Below are 16,818 nucleotides of genomic sequence, written 5' to 3' on the forward strand. Positions count from 1 at the left end.
GACTGTCGTGGTGCAAACTGAGAGTGCTGATCGGTGTCGGATTACGCCTGGGCTTCTTCCACAGACTCCGTATGTCCGGTGTATCGCAGGATGACGACGCCGTTCTCGTATGTGGCCGTGCACCCATGGATAAGGCTGGTCGCGTCGACAAACGCGAAGAAGAACCGCCGCTGGGCGGCGCGATTGGTTTTGTCTTTCATCAGGGCGGCGAAAGCAGAAGTCAGCTCCACAATTTCCGTCGCGAACTCATCCGCCTGATTCTGGCTGAGAGACCCTCCGAGGCTTCGCGTGAGCACCGAAAGGATGGCGGCGACGATTCCCGCCAGGGTGAAGCCACCTGTACCGAGTGCGGAGAAAAGAAGTGCGAGCCAGCCCGAGGAGGTTACCTGCACTCCGTCGGGGCCCGCTCCCCTGGCCACCAGCGGGACAACGGTGGCGTTGCAGGTGAGGACAAGAATGATTGCACAGCCGATCGCGGCGGCAATCAGGTAGGACGCGGTTCGATAATGCATGATGGTCCACTCCAGAAAACGGAAAAACCGCTGAGATTGACCACGAACCTGCTTTGTCAGCGTGGTGCGTGATTAACCCTCCAGCGGTGATTCGATCTGATGACCGGAGTGGCGACGTGAGAGATTATGTCGCGGCGTGAAAAAATGTCAATAGAAAAGATAAGAAAAATTGTCGCAAACGTGTTGGGAGGTGCTGGGCGACTAAGGCGGTTGTTTAGTCGTGGCCTCTGTTGCTGCACCTCTCGCGGTCTTATTAAGGGGTGTCCGGGACTAGGGGGGGGAGGGCGAGGTCGTTACATTCGCTCGCAGATGGCAAGCATGGAACCAGTATTGCCCCTTCTGAGGACGTGAGAAGAGCCCGGGGTGTTGAGTCTTGATCGCGACTCAACACCCCGGGCCCGGAATCAGGCGTTCAACCCATCAGCCTCAGGTCGTCACCTGGAGATGACGACGGCGGAAAGTTCATCGACCGTCGGTATCGTCGCTAATGGGATCTTCGATCGTTTTGAAGGGAGGTCTGGTCGGTGTCTGTCCGCGGAGAGGTCGCGCATCGACATCGGGCAGTAACGCGACAGAGTTCAGCGACATTCGGAAGTCGTTCTGTTCCAAAGCGGTGATTCGATAGACGGGATGTCGGCGTGCGACAAGGGAAATATTGGACTCTGAGGCTCGATAGGGATCCCCCTGCGAGTTTAAAACGATCTTCACCGGAGCGGCATCGGGATATTTCACAATCAGGGCGACGGGTTGATTGTCACGACCGGCCGTTGAAACGGTCCCCATCTCGACGATGCCATCGAAACTTAACAAGAGTGAGTCTTGCGCTGAGGTCAGGCGTGGATTCGCGAAGAGTTTATCTCCCCACTGCAGCGAAACGGCGGCGTTCTGGAGATGCCAAGTGGGGCTGACAGCCACGACGAAGTCGTCCCGGCCAATGTTGAGTCGCGGTGTCCCCTGCAGAGATGTGGTTAACTGATCGATGACGGTTTCTGGAACATTGCCCGGCCCCAGCTTCGCGGCGCACAGCAATAATTGTTGTGCCGGGATGTCTTTGACCCAATCCGGATCCTGGAGCTGCGAGGCAAGCTTCGCCTTGTTGTCAGACGAGTAGTACAACCCCAGCAGTGCAACACGGCTCTGGGTTTTCTCAAGGTTGACGTCAAGGTTCCTGAGAATGGCATCTTCCGCATCGTCAAACCGGCCCGATCGCTGCAGGACATTGGCGCAGATCAGGTTGGCTTCCCATGCTTCGGCTGAATAGCTCATGGCTTTCTGAGCGGTTTCGACTGCAGATGGCTGGCTCAGAAAAGCCTGAATGATGGACCGGTTTGCCAGTCCGGCCGCCAGCATTTCATCTTTTCGGAAGTGCCCGTCTCCGATTGCGACGAGCTTCTCATAGGTCTCATTGGCAGCGAAAAGTTGTCCCATCGATTGCTGGGTTCTTGCGACGTAATACCAGTAGGGAGGATAGCATTCCATGAAGCCTTCCATCCGTTTCAGAATGCGCAGACGCACACTCGGATCCGTCTCGCGCTGGGCTTGCTCAAGCTTTTCCAGATCATCACTGCGGATCAGCCAGCGGTCGGGAATTTTTTTGGCACGGGCCATTTTCCACGATACATCGAGAAACTGGCTCGACTTGTCCACGACGAGGTTCATCTGCTTTTTATCGACTTGCCAGATGTCTAATTCGTGGCTTGCCGACTGGTTGCGATGGTCCCACCAACTGTTGGCACCCGTTCGGACGGCGGACACATACTGCGCAGTCGCGACCTGGGCCGCAATTTCAAAGGTGCTGATCCCCAGATCCCGCTGGAACGCCCGCGAGTACCGTTCGCGCAGCACGATCCGTTCACGATCGGCGAGTTGGATATTGGAGATCTCGTCGAGAACCGACGAGTAGAGCTTCAACACTTCTTCGTCGGCGATGCCATTCAGATCCAGGTGGTTAAGGATCTTCTCCTGTTCCTCAAGCAGTACGCGGACGGACGAATTCTTTCGAATGCGGTGCAGGGACGCGCGGCTGTAGTTGAGGGCTACGGCTGTCGATCGCCGCTGTGCATCGGTGATTGTCTCTTCTGCTTTTGCTGAGGTGACACACCCCAGCATCAGGCCCAGCAATGCGACAAGGTGAATTGAGATACGCGTGAAACTAACCTGCTCGACCCGGTTGCGTGTAACGCGAGAGAAAACGCTCTGGATGAAGTCGTGAGTCATAGGCGAAGTTGTGAGTAAGTGATTCTGGGTCGGCATGGCCACCTCGTCTCCATTTCTGGGTTACGAAACCGGTCGGCCGCGCCTTCCTGGCACGTCAGGACGGGGAAAAATTCCTTTTTCCCGGTGACATACGGGTGACAGGGTGGGGTGCACGTCGTCACTAATCCGTACCCGATGTTCACCGCTGTCCTCGAAGATTTTACTTCGCAGTCAACTGGGGAGCTGAACCTGTCTTGCTGTGGGAACTCAAATCGTGAACCTGTCATTCTCAAGATACGATTTTGATTGGTGGGGTAATGGTGAGGGGTTCGGTGGAATGGGCGTGCTGCGAAGAGATTGACAGCGGTTGGGGGTTGATTCGCGAGGGGTGGGTGGCTTGGGTGGCTTCGTTGAGATTTGCCGCTTCGTCTGACGCGATGGTGCTGAACCTGACGTGCACCGTTTACCGAAGAAATCTGTTATGCGATTTTGTTAAGGACTTCGCACACCGGCAGAATTTGCCGGAGCGAAAAATCAGGCGATTCGGACACGGATCGCTGGTCACTTGGTTGACGCCTCTACCGTAATAGAAAGATTCAAGGAGCAGCTCATGTCATCGCCGAAGTGGCTTGAGGGGGACCTCTGTCGGGGGATTCGCAGTGCTTTGTCTAGTACTTGAGAGTCGTCAGTTTTGCACCGGCGAAGTAGTGGCGGATGATCTCGGAAGAGGATCGCCCCGCTTCCGCCTGGCCCTTCGCTCCCCATTGGCAGAAGCCGACTCCATGTCCGTGACCCCGTCCTTTGAAGATGACTTTATCCTTCTGCAGCACGACATGAAAATGGGGGCTGGGGAGTGTTCCGACCGGCATGCGATCACGGAGTTGTATGCCATTGACGGCGAGCAGGTCGGCGGGGGTCTTCAGCTTGAACTGGCAGATGGAACCCTGACCGGGTTCCACCAACTGCTGAATCGAGTGGATCGTGAGCAGCTTGGGTTTCTCTTTAGGGGGTAATGCGCGGGCCTCAAACGCATCCCGTGGTAACTCTGTCGTCCAGCGGTAATGCGGCGACTCACGACACCATTCGCATTGAGTGGACTTCAACGCCTCAGTGGCATCTTTGAATACTTCCTTCCCGTTGATTGTCTGTCCCCCGCAGACGGCCGAGTAGTAGGTGCAGAAGATTTCCTCGTCGAGTTTACAGACGATTCCTCGAGTTTCGCGGACGGCACGGCGGCTGCTCTCGCTCTCTCCTGCCAGTCGGCGATTATTCTTATCCACATATTCGACCCCCAGGTACTTCTGGCTTCGCTGGGACGAAAAGAGGTCAAACACAGACTTCGGATCGGCGTGCTGGGCCTGATAGAGAGCGTACGTGCGTGCAACGATTGCCTGTGCCTCACGGGCGGCTGCAGGAAACTTCGCGGGCATCTCTGAGTCGACCACGCTCGCAAGGTATTCTTCGATGGGAAGTACGTTGACGGCAGAAACTTTCCCATCAGTGCGGCGGAAGAGTCGCATGCGGCCGCGGTAAAGATGGCCGTCGACCCGAATGGCAGGAGATTCCACCGGGACGATCTCGATCTGGGTCAGGGAGGTCTCGGCGGTGCCCAGCTTCATCCCCGTCTTCGTCGCTTCGACGGTCATCGGGCCCGGGGGAAGCTTCAGGGAAACCTCGGAATTCGGGTTCGCCTCCAGCCCGCTCAATTTGTACTGACCCCGAATTTCCAATCGGAACGAATCGGTCCCACCCGGCGTCACATTGACTCGGATTAATGGCTCGGTTGTTTCGGGTGTCTTTCCGTCCTGTTTCAGCAACCTCGCGGGCGCAGGAAGACGCGCGCTTTTGGCCACCTGAAGCTGGGGAGGAAGTGCAGGGGGGATGGTCTGCAGTTGTATCGCGACGAAGCCTGCCAGCAGGACCAGCAGCGAGAGGCCAACAAGTTTGAGAGCGTGCGGCGCGGAGGAGGATTTGCGGATCTGTTCGGCGCGCAAAAAAGCGACAGGCTGACGAGCAAGTTTGCTGTCAGCCTGTCGCTTTTGATCCACCATTCTCGCGCTTCCGGGCACGGCGACAAGGTTGCCGATAGGGCGTTGCTAGCGTGCTGTGGGATGACGCGGCGTTACGGTTTCGACTCGAAAAACACGCGCCACAGTGAGCAATGACTACTGTCAGTCGTTGCGAAGCTTCAACCCGATCTCGCCCAATTGCTGCCGGATTTCGTTCAGCGACGTGACCCCAAAGTTCTTCGTCGCCAGAAGCTCGTCCGGGGTTCGTTGTACCAGTTCAGCAAGGCTGGTGATTCCCAGGCGGGCCATGCACTTGCGGGCACGAACGGAAAGGTTGAGGTCGGAGACAGAACGGGCCAGCATTGCCTGTTCCTGCGGGGACAGGTCGGTTGGCAGGATCGCGTAGTTTCCAGCACCTTGCCAGGCCCCGCTCTCTTTGGGCTTTGCGGGAGCGAGGTTCTGGCCGACGCGCAACCCGTGTGCTGCCATCAACTCGCGAATTTCCACGAGCGACGTTTCGCCGAAGTTCTTGCCCTGAAGCAGTTCTGGTTCGGTGATCTTGGTGAGATCGCCCAGCGTCTGGATGTCCATGCTCGCCAGACAGTTGCGGCTGCGAACCGACAACTCGAAATCGGTGACGGGGCGGCTGAGCAGCTGCTCGAGCCGAGCCTCGTTCTTCGCCATGTCATCGTCGTAATACATTTCACTTGTGGCTTCGATGTCCTTCATGTACATCAGAGCCCGCGGGTGGTTCTGGTCGTGCTGCAGGACGCGGCGGAAGCAGAAAGCTGCCGCGGAGTAGTTCCCCTTGTCTTCGTACAGCAAACCAAGATTCAGCAGAGCGCCGAGATAGAACGGTGCCTTGCTGAGACCCTGCTCGTAAAGCCGGATGGCTTCGTTGTCATTTCCGTAAAGTGCATTCTCACCGGCCAGTCGGAACAGCGCCTGGGAATGGTGTGGATCCATGTCGACGGCGCGTTCGAAGTACTCGATCGCACCGTAGGTGTCGCCGCGATCAGCCAGAATACAGCCCATCTGATAGGAGTAATCGGCTCGTCGAGCGCCTTCCATCCCAGCCTGCTTCAGCGTGCTTTCCGCTTCCTCGAGGCGCCCCTGCAGTCGGATCGCCCCAGCCCGCTTCATTGTGCACTCAACGGGGTCGTAGCCAGCTTTGGCTGCAGCGGCGAACTTCTCGTCGGCTTCGTCCCACCGTTCCAGCGACAGGTAAACCATACCCAAAACATACAGGGCAACGCCGTCGTTGCTGGCGCCAGAGAGCAAACGTTCGGCGATCGCATGCTGGGCGAGCAGGTAAGCACCGATTCCCGCGCGAACCGCCTGGCTGGAGGCCGCACCGCTCTCAACGTCGCGCAGCAAGGCCTCGATTTCTTGTCGCGTTGCAGCCACCTGGTCAGAGGCGACTGCTCGCCTCAACTGGCTGAACTCGTCAGCCGTCATATGACCCTTGGATTGCAGAATTCCACGAATATTAACTGGTTCAGCCGTCTTGATCACAGTCTGTTCAACCCTTTCTGGGGGGGACTGGCAGTCCCGCAATACTTTCGAGGGGAACGTCGATCCGGGTGTGGTTTGACGAATCGCGTGTCAATCATGGGTACTTTATCTTCGACCGATGACTGCTTGACACCGTCGCCATTTGTCAAAGTCAGGTCAAATGTCGCTTGCGACCCATGATTGAACTTGCCCTCAACAACGAATCGTGCATTATATCGTTAAGGTGCCATTCTGCAACGTCGCTTCGCTGACGAGGTTCTGTCACATGCATTTCCTCCGGATTCTCCTCGTTCTCACGCTTTCGTGTCAACTGGTGAGAGCGGCCCAGGAAGACGTCGCTGACGCAGCATTGCCTGAGCACGTTCAATCCCTGATTGCTGAACTGGATCATCCGCAATTCCAGCGGCGTGAGCTGGCGGCGAAAAGTCTGACGGGACAAGGGGTTGTTGCAATTCCAGGGCTCGCACGGGCCGCCGAATCAGGATCTCCGGAAGCTTCGGTTCGCGCCTTCGACGTCTTACAAAAACTGTACAACGGCGAGGATGAGGCAACCTTCGAGGCGGTAGAGCAGGTTTTTCAGCGATTGAAAGTTGACGAGCATCTCGCCGTGGCTTCGCGTGCCGAACGGGCGTTCGATACGGGTTCTGAGACCCGTCAGAAGCGAGCCATCGCGAAGTTCGAGAAGTTGGGGGGAATCGTTCATTTCTCGGAACGACCCTCCTCAGAGCGACTGGCGCTCGGGCGTCCCACGATCGAATACGTCATGCTCGGTCGGGACTGGACGGGGGGCGAAGAAGGGCTCCGGTTGCTGGGGCGGATCGAGGATCTGCGGACGTCAATCACCCAGCTCTACATCATTCGCGGCATCAACATTTCCGAAGAAACGAAGCTCGACCTGCTCGCGGAACTCCCTTTTCTGAAGATTGAACACCGGGGGCCGGCCCGACTGGGAATCCGTGGAAGTCACCTCAACGATGGCTGTATTGTCATCGGGATTGATCCAGGGTCCGCAGCGGAGCTGGCAGGGATGAAGATCCGTGACGAAGTGATTGAAATCGACGATCGGCCCGTGGAATCTTTTGAGGATCTTATCGGAATCATCGGCGAAAAAGAGCCGGGTGAACAGGTTCCGATCGTTTTTCGCAGAGGCGAAGAAACTCGCAGAGTCGTCGCCAAGCTTTCGGGTTGGACTCGACCTGCACGACCCAATGCGCCTCTTCAGCAACCCTGAGATTTGGCAACCCCTGAGATTCGAAATACCGTCGCAACCGAGGGGGCCCCGTTGAGTACAGTGCTTACCAGGATAGCTCACCCACTCATCTTTGGTGCAATCGCCTCACTGTTTCTCAGGACTGCTGCGCCGCTCGTGGCCCAGGATCGAGTCGTGATTCAGCAGCCGGGAGGAAGTCGTTTCACGATCACCGGATACGTGGAAGACTACACAGGGCGGGAATTGATCTTGAAGGTGAGGCCCAATGTTCGCGCCCGTCACTTTCCCCGTGCTGAGATCGTGGAGGTCACGACGGAATACACGCCTCGCCACGAGGAGGCTCGCAAACTGTTGGCCGCGGGTAAGGCCGATGCTGCGAACGCCGAATTTACGGCTGCGTTGCCGGAGGAAGATCGGCCATGGGTCCGGCGGGAAATCCTGGCCGGTCAGGTTCGATGCAGTCTGTGGAGCGGCGATTATGTCACTGCGATGTCCCGTTTCTCGTCGATCGTGCAGTCCGATCCCGAGACGTTTCATTACGGTCTGGTCCCTCTTAACTGGACGGATGAGGTCCCCGCAGGGAGGCTGAGATCAGAAGCCACTCGCTGGATGGAACTGTCGTCGACGCCGTTGTCCCGACTTGTCGGAGCGAGCTGGTTACTGACCGATGCCGAGCTGGGGGCCGATGCCGAGAAGACTCTTCAGCGGCTCGCCCGTGAGGCAGATATTGCGATTCAGCGGCGGGCTCAGATGCAGTTGTGGCGCGTCAGGTTGAGAGGCGAAGTTCTCGTTGACCCTGATGAAATTTTGCGGTGGCACAAGGCCGTTGAAGCTTATCCCACGGAGCTGCGAAGCGGCGTCTACTTTGTGATCGGTCGAGCATGGCAGAAGCGTCATGAGTACGAACGGGCTGCTCGCGCTTACCTCTGGCTGCCCCTGGTCTACGATTCAGATCGATGGCTTAGCAGCCGAGCCTGCTATGAAGCGGCAGTGTCTCTGGAAAAGGCCGGCGACCCGATTCAGGCGACGAATCTCTACAGTGAAGTCGTCTTCCGATACGGTGATACCCCTTATGGGCCGGTGGCCGAGAAGGCGTGGAATGCCTTGCAGGGAGAGAAATCTGCTGCTCCATAAAGTCGCTTCGCGGACCAGTTCGCGAGGAGAGTATGCCGCGGACGGATTGATGTTGGACGACCCCGATGATCTTTCATCATCGCTTTTTCACTCATCGTTCTGGGGTTTGCTGACGTCGAAGCAAACCGCCTCCACAGCGTTTCGCAACAGAAGTTTGCCCCGGACGAGGACGGGATGATTCCAGCAGAAACCGCTGTCGAGCACTTTCATACTGGCAATGACCTCGGGTTTGACTGGTTCCGCGGGGAGCAGAAGTAGCTCGCCGTCCTCCGTGATGATCAGCAATGTTGAATCCACAAGCAGGAGTTGGCCGTATCCGTACCGGCCTTGTCTCCATTTGATTTTTCCAGTTTCGATGTCGAGGCATGCCAGGGTACCGTCATCCAGTCCATAGGCGTGTCCCTCATGGACGACGAATTCGTTGAACTTAGGGCGGAATCGGTTTGTCTTCCACATCTGCTCCGCCGACCATTTGTCACCGGTCTGGGAAATCTGCAGGCGAACCGAGCCAACTCCGTATCCGGTTCCAAAAATCAGCGACTGTTCGTCGATCACCCAGGGCATCGTGGAATTCACGTGTGACCCGTTTTCCAGTGGAAAGAACCAGAGTTCACGGCCCGTATCGCTGTCGTGGCCCGAGAGCCCAACCGCATTTGGGATCATTAATTGTCGGACACCAGCCAGTTCGGCGAGTCGCGGGCTGCCGTAACTGGATTTATGTTTTCCGGCCGACCAGACGAGTTGTCCCGAAATTTTGTGATATGCAGCAACTCCCCGGTCAAATCCCACACCACCGGACACGTCCGATCCGCCCGGAATGACAATGACCAGGTCATCCACCACCAGAGGAGAGCATGACATTCCCCACTCAATGTTGGGGACAGGGGAATTCTCTTTGCCGGCGTCGGCGAGGATATTGACAGTCCAGATTCGTTTGCCGGACGCCGCGTCGAGGCAGTTCAGGATTCCTGTGCCGCCGAGCGAGTAGAGCAATCCCGAATCGAACTGCGGCGTGGCGTGGGGTCCCGGGCCACCGTTAGCGTCCACGATCGAAAGGATGGTCGTGTCCTCATGCACCCACAATTCGTTGCCGGTCTCGACGTGATAGGCAACGACGCATTCCTTGTCGTCCCGTTGTTCTTGAGTAAAAGCATGGTTTCCAATCACTGCGAAAGAGGACCAGGCACGGCCGACGGGGTGTCGCCAGACTTCGCGCGGGGGTTGGACGTTCCAGTTAAGGCGAAGGTCTCCCCCTGTGATGACGCCGTCGCGGTTCGGACCCCGGTAGCCTGGCCAGTCGCCGGGTGTGAGTACCAGGGGGGCCTGTTCGGGCGCGTTGGCGGCATCCGGTGCAGGGACGCTTTTCGAGGGTCGGTCTTTCAGATATTGGCGTGCGATCTCCTCTCCGCTCGGTTTGGACCGCAACACAAACCGGCGCGGAACCATCGCGCCATCCCATTCCAATCGGTAAAGGCTGAAGAAGGCGACCGTCAACGCCGCGATGGCAGTCAAAGTTCCGAAGCGAACGCCTCGTGACCAGCCCGAAAAAAACGCCCACCAAATGGTGAGGGCGAAGAGTGCGGCGGGCCACACGAACAGCACCGACATCTTGGAGTGGGTCGGGTCTCCCCACCAGTAGGTGAGAAGTACGGCCTGAGCGACGAGCGCAACAGTCAGGATGGCGGCCCCCCAGCGCCAGCGGCCGTTTAAGGACCCGGTTGAGGCAAGGTTCGTCTGGTGAGGCACGTCGGGGGGAAGGGGGGAACTCACGGAATAATCCTCAAACGTAACCAAACAAGCCGCAACGACGTTCTGAGTCGATCTTCGGTGGAACTCGTGGAATCGTCAACTGGCTGCCTGGGGTTATTCGCAAAACAACAGATGCTCCTTGTTCGATCTCAGACACAATCTTAGAATTTTCCGATCGGACCTTGAACTCACTGTGAGACATCAACCACTCATGGCAGACGACTACTACAAAACACTGGGCGTTTCGAAAACAGCGAGTGCGGACGAGATCCGCAAAGCCTATCGCAAGCTCGCGCGGGTCAATCACCCGGATGCAAAGCCAAACGATCCGAAGGCCGCCGAGACTTTCAAGAAGATTCAGGAAGCCTATGACGTCCTGAACGATACAGAAAAACGACAGCAGTACGATCAGTTCGGCGCCGATTTTCAGCGGAGAGCTTCGGCCGGTGGTTCGCCCTTCGGTCCGGGGGGGCCGGGTGGGTATACGGCACACGGAACAGGCCCGATCGATCTGGGTGATTTCTTCGGTAGCGGGGGAATCGATCTGGGCGATCTTTTCAACAGCTCCATGAACCGTGGCACGTCCCGGACGAGTTCGCCGCGAGGCAAACGGGCGAGTGCGTTCAAAGGTGAGGACATCCGCGCGACGGTTCAGGTTCCCTTTGAGACAGCCGTCAAGGGGGGAATGGTTGATGTGCGAATTGATCGAAGCGGCTCCATCGAAACTTTGGGGGTCAAGATCCCGGCGGGGGTCAACGACGGGCAAGTCATTCGACTGGCGGGTCAGGGGGGCGGAGGTTCTTCCAGTGGTATCCCGGGCGATTTGCTGCTGAAGGTTGAAGTTAAGCCACATCCCTACTTCCGACGGGAAGGTGCTAATCTGCTGGTCGACGTTCCCGTCTCTCCCAGCGAAGCCGTGCTGGGGACAAAGGTGGACGTTCCCACGCTCAGTGAAGGGCCTGTTGTGGTCAAGGTCCCGCCTGGAACGTCCAGTGGGATGAAGCTCAGACTTCGGGGCAAGGGAGTCATCGATTCCGCCACAAAACAACCGGGTGACCAGTTTGTCGTGGTGAAAATCGTCCTGCCCAAGAAAATCACGGAACGTGAGAAAACGCTCTACGAGCAAATCGCCGAAGGAGAAGCGTCTGTTCGTGAGGGGCTATGGTGAAATCAATCGTTGGTTCCTTCGTGCCAGCGGTGGGCTACTCTTGCGGCAGTTGGGTCTTTGTTTTGCCGGTGTTGGTGTCACAGGTCCTGCTGGCTCAGGATCACGAGCGACTGCCGCTGGCGGGGGATCTGGCCCCGTCTGTGGATGCTGTCGGACGAACGGACCAGATTGATGCCCCGGAAGCGGGCGTACTCACGGCTGATGAGAAGAAACGGAAAGCCTCGATCGCCTTGGCTGCCGTGGGTGGAATTGCCATCTTAGGTGTGGGGATCATTGCAGCGACGATGGTCTGGGCCAGAAGACTGAGGCGCCTGGCAAGGAATGTGGGGCCTCCGCAACGAACGATCTGTGATGACTTCTGGTTCCTGAAACCCGCAAAGCCCACTGTCACTGAATCCCCACTCGACGACCCGGATCGTAATCGACGAGGTGATCAAAGAGATGACTAACCATGACTCGGTTCACCTTCACCAAAGCCCAACATCTTCGAGCGAAAGCAGACTTTGAACGCGTTTACGCGCTCAAGTGCAAAGCGGCGGATGGCGTGCTGCTGCTGTTCGCCGCTCGAAGTTCCAGTCCCGTCACGCGGATCGGGCTCAGTGTTTCGCGCAAGCATGGTGGTGCCATTGTCAGGAATCGCTTGAAGCGGCTGCTTCGAGAAGCGTTCCGCTTGAAACAGTTCGAGATCCCTCAGGGCGTCGACCTGATCGCCATCCCGCTGGCCAAAGAGAAGGCAAGTCTCGACGCTTATCAGCACTCACTGGTGAATGTGTCCCGCCGTTTGCAGCGGCGGCTGGACCAGAATTCCGCCGAGCCGAGCCGAAATTCGCCGTCTTCCCGGATGCCGCAATGATTATCGTTCGCTTGTTGCGAGGATTTCTGGCGGTCGTACTGATCCGCGTCGTTCGTCTTTACCAACTGCTGATCAGTCCCTTACTGGGCAGCAATTGTCGGTTCTACCCGTCGTGCAGCAATTACTTCATCGAAGCTGTCGAGAAATACGGCCCGATCGTGGGGGCGTGGAAAGGGATCTGGAGAATCCTCCGGTGTCATCCGTTTCACCCCGGCGGATTCGACCCCCCTTAGTCATGCGTCGGCCGATCGAGTCGTGAAGTCAGTCAACGAACAGAAATTCGGACGAATTCCACAGCGCCCGGCAGAATTCCGACAATCCCTGGTCCGCGATGAAGGCCCTGCTGAGTTCGATTTCCTGTTCGTCAGCGATCCGGCAGTAAAGCAACTCAAACGCGGCTTTCGCCTGGCTGTCCGGTTGGTTACTGATCTGCCGAAGCCGTTCAGCGAATTGGTCAGCCATTCGCAGGCTGAATGAGTGATTCAAGAGTGAAAGCGCCTGGAGGGGTGTCACCGTCGATGACCGGCGGGGCGTCGTCGTCGAAGGGTCCGGGCAGTCAAAGTTATCCAGGAAGGGACTCCGTCCGCCGCGCGCTCCCATCCGGTACAAAGTGCGTCGGTGAGAGGAGTGGCCGACGGGGTCGATCGGATCGTAGAACTGCGTCCCTTTGAAAAAGTACGAGTTTACATCCGAATAGCCCTTCCCTCCGAGTTCGGTATTGAGTGATCCGGACACGGACAGCATCGTATCCCGGACCGCTTCTGCTTCTAATCGACGGGGATTCATTCGCCAGAGGAACCGGTTGCTGGCATCCTGGCGAGCGGCTTCGGAATTGAAGGCGGACGATTGTCGGCAAGTGGTGGAGCTCAGCATCAGCCGGTGCAGTCGTTTCAGCGAAAAACGCGATGCAGACATCCCGTTCGTTCCGGTGGCTTCGTTTGGCGCAGCTGATCTCGCACCCCCATTCCTGAACTCTTGGGCCAGCCATTCCAGTAAGTCCGGGTGGCTGGGCATCCCCGCATGAAAACCAAAGTCATTCGGTGATTCCACCAGTCCCTGTCCAAAGTGGTAATGCCAGACGCGGTTTGCCATGACCCGGGCGAAGAGTGGATTACGGGCATCGGTGATCCATTCTGCGAGCTTGCTTCGCCGATGCGATTCGATGGAGTCAGGTCGAAGCTCAAAGGAAGGGTCCAGTCCCTTGATGGCCATCAATCCCGCAGGCTCGACCTCTTCTCCCAGTGCAAGAACACTGCCTCGCTTATGAACCCTCATTGCCGGGGGTTGGGTCAGTATCGCTGTATAAACCGTCTGCGGACCATTCTTCGCCAGTTCTGCATGGCTCTGCTTCAGGCGATTCAGTCGCTCTTTTGTCGCGATACGCGATGTCTGCCGTTCGGGAGTCAGTCGCGACAGGATCTCATCTTCTGAGACGTACGTGTTGGTGACATCGGCCGAGGCGGCGACTTCGTCCGGCGTGAGAGCTTTGTCAAAAAGTTTGGCGGTGAGGATAGTTCCCGTCAGAATTCGGTTACCACCCGCTTCGGTTCCGTGTCGCAGTCCGAGCAGAATCTGGGATTGCCCCGCTTCGAACGCCATGGCGGCCGATTTTCGGATTGAGATCCCGTAGGGCTGGCCGTTCCGGTAACCGGTAATGATTCCGTCGGCGTGATAAACTTGTGTGAAGACAATCGCCTCTTGCTCGGCCCGTTCTTCGGCTGCCCCCTGATAGGAAAGGGTGCGCTGAAAACCTTCACTTCCCGCCATCCACCGTGCGGCTTCGTTTTCCGCGTAGACAATCGCATCAAATGTCTGGCCATCGAGTGTCTGGAGGCTGATCGCGCCCCCTCCTGACTGGTGCAGTGTTTTCAGTTGAACCCGCACTTCCAGCGTCTTTTCCGCCAAGGCGATGGGCAGGGGGGACGATCGGGCGAACGACTTTCCATCAAGGATGAGACCGTTCGGAGTTCGCTCTGCCGACCCCACTAACGTCAGTTGCAGGTTGCCTGCCTGATCCCGCAGATCCCGGGTAAAGTCCCAGGCTGCGAATGGCTTTGGTTCCCGGTGAGTGACTGAGGATCGCTTTTCCGGGGCACTCCGTGCCGACAGGATGAGCTCGCGAAGGGGAGTCTCTTCCTCTTTCAGTTGCCGGGTGAGTTGTTCGATTTCCGTCTGCCACGCCGCGAGCTGGCGGACAACCTCGGGTGGGATGTACTCGCGATCGCCGTGATTGATCCCGGCCAGCGAAGATGCGATCTGATAGTACTCTCGCGCGGTGATGGGATCGAATTTGTGGTCGTGGCATCGGGCGCAGTTCACGGTCAGACCCAGGAACGTCTGTGTGACTGTTCCGACCAGATCCTCGAGTTCATCCTGGCGCATGGTTGCCCGCATGGTGTCGACGACGGGAATGACCGTATCATGCGCCCCGGCGACCAGAAATCCCATCGCCTTGATTGATTCCGCCTCGTCTTGGCCCAGCACATCTCCGGCGAGTTGCCAGCGGACGAAATCGTCGTACGCCATGTCTCGATTGAGTGCACTGATGACCCAGTCCCGGTAATGCCAGGCGTTCGGTCGTGGCAGATCTCGCTCGAATCCATTGCTCTCGCCAAATCGGACGACATCCAGCCAGTGTCGTGCCCATCGCTCTCCGTAATGGGGGGATGCGAGCAACCGGTCAATCAGTCGTTCGATGGCATCGGGACGCGAGTCCGCAGCGAACTCGGCCACCTCCTGGGGCAGGGGGGGCAACCCGAGCAGGTCATAGGAGATTCGCCGAATCAGTGTCGAGGCGTCTGCCGCAGCGGACATCGAAAGCTGATGCCTGGCTAATTCGTCCAGTACGAAATCGTCAATCGGCTGCGTGCAGATTTCCGTCATGCTGTTTGAGGGAATCGTGACTTGTCTCAGGGGTCGCAGCGACCACCAGTCGAAGCCTGCGCGATGTGGGGTAGTGACTGCCAGCGGATCGAGTGCCCCGCCGGACCACGTCGCTCCCCCTTCGAGCCAGAGTCTGACGGTTTGTTTTTCCTCGTCTGTCAGCGGGTGTTTGGGGGGCATATCCCCTTGCTCGACCCGTTGCCAGATCAGGCTGGAAAGTGGCTGCGATTCGTCGAATGCAGAACCGGATTCACCACCCATCAGCAGGTGTTCCCGCGTGGTGAGATCGAGCCCTCCCTGGGGTTCGTCGCCGCTATGGCAGGCGATACATTTCTGAATGAGGAGCGACCGAATCGACTCGGTTGGCTGCGTCTCGGCAGCAACACTCGATCCCAAGGTCAGCAATAGCCAGGTGAATGCCAGAATGCTGTCGACCCAGCGCACACAATCCCTGGCCATTCGCATCTGGTCATTCCTCGGACGTTACGGACTTACCCTCTGGAGAAAGATACCCTACATCCCCCCCGAAAAGTCTGCAACGAGTATTCGTCGAGCCCTCTTCTGCAGCACAGCGAGACGATGAACGGCAGCAGAAGCTCACTTCCGCAAACCGGGACTGAGAGAGTGGACTGACGCGTCGTGTGAAAACGGGCCGGGGACGACATCAACACATCGGGCTCGCTGTCACTACTTGTTGGATGTCACCTTCGCAGTTGCCTCGATAACGGATAACTCTTCCGATCGTTCACGAGCGCGCGCCACAAGTTGTTCGGCTTTGATGATCTGGTCCACGCTGAAGTGAGGTGTCTGGGTGAGCAGATCGATCGGAGTTGTGATCATTTCGCTCAATTCCTGAAAGCTTTTTCCGTTTGCGACGTGCCATGCCGCCGCCTGGGCAGCTTGTTGGTCGACACCCCCTCGACCCACGGTGGCGATCAGTTGATGCAGCACCGGATCGCGGCTGATTCTGTTGATGGGAACGAGGGTATATTTACTGCCCGTGGTCGGTTCGGGCTTGCCATGTTCCAGGCAGACCGAGCTGAACGGAAGCGAGATGACGGATTCGGCAGGAATCGAGAACAGGCCTTGTCCCAGCTCGTCGACATTGGGCTTCCCCGGTTCATTTCCGGCAGCCTGCTTATTTTGCAGGAGCGGCATGATGCCGCCCCCGAGGTTCTGCGGACCGGCGTTGTCGCCGGCGGCAGCTTTGCCAAACCCGAAAGCCGCCTGTGCGTTGTTGTCCATTTGCGCGTTTGCGAATTGCGAGTGAATCGATACGGCGGCGACCGCCTCGGGGATTTTGACGGTCAGGGGTTGGTCCAGTTTGTTCTCGATCAGCACTTTGCCACCCCGGGCATTCTTCGGGATCAGGCGGACGGTGACTTTGCCGGAATCGACCGCCTCGAAGAGGTTCACCTGCGTAGCGTCAGGATCGAAGGGAGGGTTCTTGATCGGCTTCCGGAACGTTGTTTTATTCTTCTCCGCGCCGACGACCTCGGGCGGAGAAGCGATCACGAGTCCCAGTGAAGCGGCAGTCACAAGAATGGCAACAAGCGAGCAGACAGATTGGCGAACCATGGGAGTTTCCT

The 16,818-nt window shown here is 57.7% G+C and carries 13 protein-coding genes; 6 read left to right on the top strand and 7 right to left on the bottom strand.

Annotation, left to right across the window (positions count from 1 at the left end):
• Positions 1–41 precede the first annotated feature (41 nt).
• From ACGY09_RS15550 to ACGY09_RS15565, 4 genes are all read right to left on the bottom strand, one after another.
• Complete coding sequence (locus ACGY09_RS15550) at positions 42–512, bottom strand: hypothetical protein (protein WP_397568448.1); 471 nt, start codon at positions 510–512, stop codon at positions 42–44.
• 462 nt (positions 513–974) lie between these two features.
• Positions 975–2,729, bottom strand: coding sequence for a hypothetical protein (locus tag ACGY09_RS15555; protein WP_397568449.1), 1,755 nt, complete (start codon positions 2,727–2,729; stop codon positions 975–977).
• Positions 2,730–3,376: 647 nt separating this feature from the next.
• Positions 3,377–4,759 carry a SpoIID/LytB domain-containing protein gene (locus ACGY09_RS15560; RefSeq protein WP_397568450.1) on the bottom strand — a complete coding sequence of 461 codons (1,383 nt, stop codon included), beginning with the start codon at positions 4,757–4,759 and terminating at the stop codon, positions 3,377–3,379.
• Positions 4,760–4,879: 120 nt separating this feature from the next.
• Positions 4,880–6,232: a DNA-directed RNA polymerase subunit alpha C-terminal domain-containing protein gene (locus tag ACGY09_RS15565; protein WP_397568451.1), complete on the bottom strand. Its 1,353-nt coding sequence runs from the start codon at positions 6,230–6,232 to the stop codon at positions 4,880–4,882.
• Positions 6,233–6,497: 265 nt separating this feature from the next.
• On the opposite strand from ACGY09_RS15565, the gene ACGY09_RS15570 reads away from it, so the two are divergent.
• Both ACGY09_RS15570 and ACGY09_RS15575 read left to right on the top strand, forming a co-directional pair.
• The gene (locus tag ACGY09_RS15570) at positions 6,498–7,463 is read left to right on the top strand and encodes a PDZ domain-containing protein (RefSeq protein ID WP_397568452.1); all 966 of its coding nucleotides are present in this window, start codon (positions 6,498–6,500) and stop codon (positions 7,461–7,463) included.
• 51 nt (positions 7,464–7,514) lie between these two features.
• Positions 7,515–8,576 carry a tol-pal system YbgF family protein gene (locus tag ACGY09_RS15575; RefSeq protein WP_397568453.1) on the top strand — a complete coding sequence of 354 codons (1,062 nt, stop codon included), beginning with the start codon at positions 7,515–7,517 and terminating at the stop codon, positions 8,574–8,576.
• 87 nt (positions 8,577–8,663) lie between these two features.
• Here ACGY09_RS15575 and ACGY09_RS15580 read toward each other — a convergent pair whose 3' ends face one another.
• The gene (locus tag ACGY09_RS15580) at positions 8,664–10,346 is read right to left on the bottom strand and encodes a PQQ-binding-like beta-propeller repeat protein (RefSeq protein ID WP_397568454.1); all 1,683 of its coding nucleotides are present in this window, start codon (positions 10,344–10,346) and stop codon (positions 8,664–8,666) included.
• Between the two features lie 172 nt (positions 10,347–10,518).
• Between ACGY09_RS15580 and ACGY09_RS15585 the strand changes: the two genes are divergently transcribed.
• The 4 genes from ACGY09_RS15585 to yidD are packed head-to-tail and all read left to right on the top strand — an operon-like array spanning position 10,519 to position 12,579.
• A complete protein-coding gene (locus ACGY09_RS15585; RefSeq protein ID WP_373649314.1) occupies positions 10,519–11,493 on the top strand; it encodes a DnaJ C-terminal domain-containing protein in 975 nt (324 codons plus the stop codon).
• Positions 11,487–11,942 carry a hypothetical protein gene (locus tag ACGY09_RS15590; RefSeq protein ID WP_397568455.1) on the top strand — a complete coding sequence of 152 codons (456 nt, stop codon included), beginning with the start codon at positions 11,487–11,489 and terminating at the stop codon, positions 11,940–11,942. The genes ACGY09_RS15585 and ACGY09_RS15590 overlap by 7 nt, the downstream gene beginning before the upstream one ends.
• Before the next feature lie 2 nt (positions 11,943–11,944).
• Positions 11,945–12,346: a ribonuclease P protein component gene (rnpA, locus tag ACGY09_RS15595; protein WP_397568456.1), complete on the top strand. Its 402-nt coding sequence runs from the start codon at positions 11,945–11,947 to the stop codon at positions 12,344–12,346.
• Positions 12,343–12,579, top strand: coding sequence for a membrane protein insertion efficiency factor YidD (gene yidD, locus ACGY09_RS15600; protein WP_373649311.1), 237 nt, complete (start codon positions 12,343–12,345; stop codon positions 12,577–12,579). Before rnpA ends, yidD begins: the two co-directional genes overlap by 4 nt.
• 28 nt (positions 12,580–12,607) lie before the next feature.
• Here the strand turns inward: yidD and ACGY09_RS15605 are convergent, their stop codons facing one another.
• Positions 12,608–15,694, bottom strand: a complete 3,087-nt coding sequence (locus ACGY09_RS15605; RefSeq protein ID WP_397568457.1) for a DUF1549 domain-containing protein — start codon at positions 15,692–15,694, stop codon at positions 12,608–12,610.
• A 222-nt stretch (positions 15,695–15,916) separates the two neighbouring features.
• Positions 15,917–16,807 (bottom strand): hypothetical protein, encoded by an 891-nt coding sequence (locus ACGY09_RS15610; RefSeq protein ID WP_397568458.1) that lies wholly within the window; start codon positions 16,805–16,807, stop codon positions 15,917–15,919.
• Positions 16,808–16,818: the final 11 nt, after the last annotated feature.

The organism is Schlesneria sphaerica, assembly GCF_044336245.1.
Classification (GTDB): domain Bacteria; phylum Planctomycetota; class Planctomycetia; order Planctomycetales; family Planctomycetaceae; genus Schlesneria; species Schlesneria sphaerica.

Coding starts and splice junctions, on each gene's coding strand:
- ACGY09_RS15610 (WP_397568458.1), bottom strand. CDS start 16,807: ATGGTTCGCCAATCTGTCTGCTCGCTTGTTGCCATTCTTGTGACTGCC.
- ACGY09_RS15555 (WP_397568449.1), bottom strand. CDS start 2,729: ATGACTCACGACTTCATCCAGAGCGTTTTCTCTCGCGTTACACGCAAC.
- yidD (WP_373649311.1), top strand. CDS start 12,343: ATGATTATCGTTCGCTTGTTGCGAGGATTTCTGGCGGTCGTACTGATC.
- ACGY09_RS15590 (WP_397568455.1), top strand. CDS start 11,487: ATGGTGAAATCAATCGTTGGTTCCTTCGTGCCAGCGGTGGGCTACTCT.
- ACGY09_RS15550 (WP_397568448.1), bottom strand. CDS start 512: ATGCATTATCGAACCGCGTCCTACCTGATTGCCGCCGCGATCGGCTGT.
- ACGY09_RS15560 (WP_397568450.1), bottom strand. CDS start 4,759: ATGGTGGATCAAAAGCGACAGGCTGACAGCAAACTTGCTCGTCAGCCT.
- ACGY09_RS15570 (WP_397568452.1), top strand. CDS start 6,498: ATGCATTTCCTCCGGATTCTCCTCGTTCTCACGCTTTCGTGTCAACTG.
- rnpA (WP_397568456.1), top strand. CDS start 11,945: ATGACTCGGTTCACCTTCACCAAAGCCCAACATCTTCGAGCGAAAGCA.
- ACGY09_RS15605 (WP_397568457.1), bottom strand. CDS start 15,694: ATGCGAATGGCCAGGGATTGTGTGCGCTGGGTCGACAGCATTCTGGCA.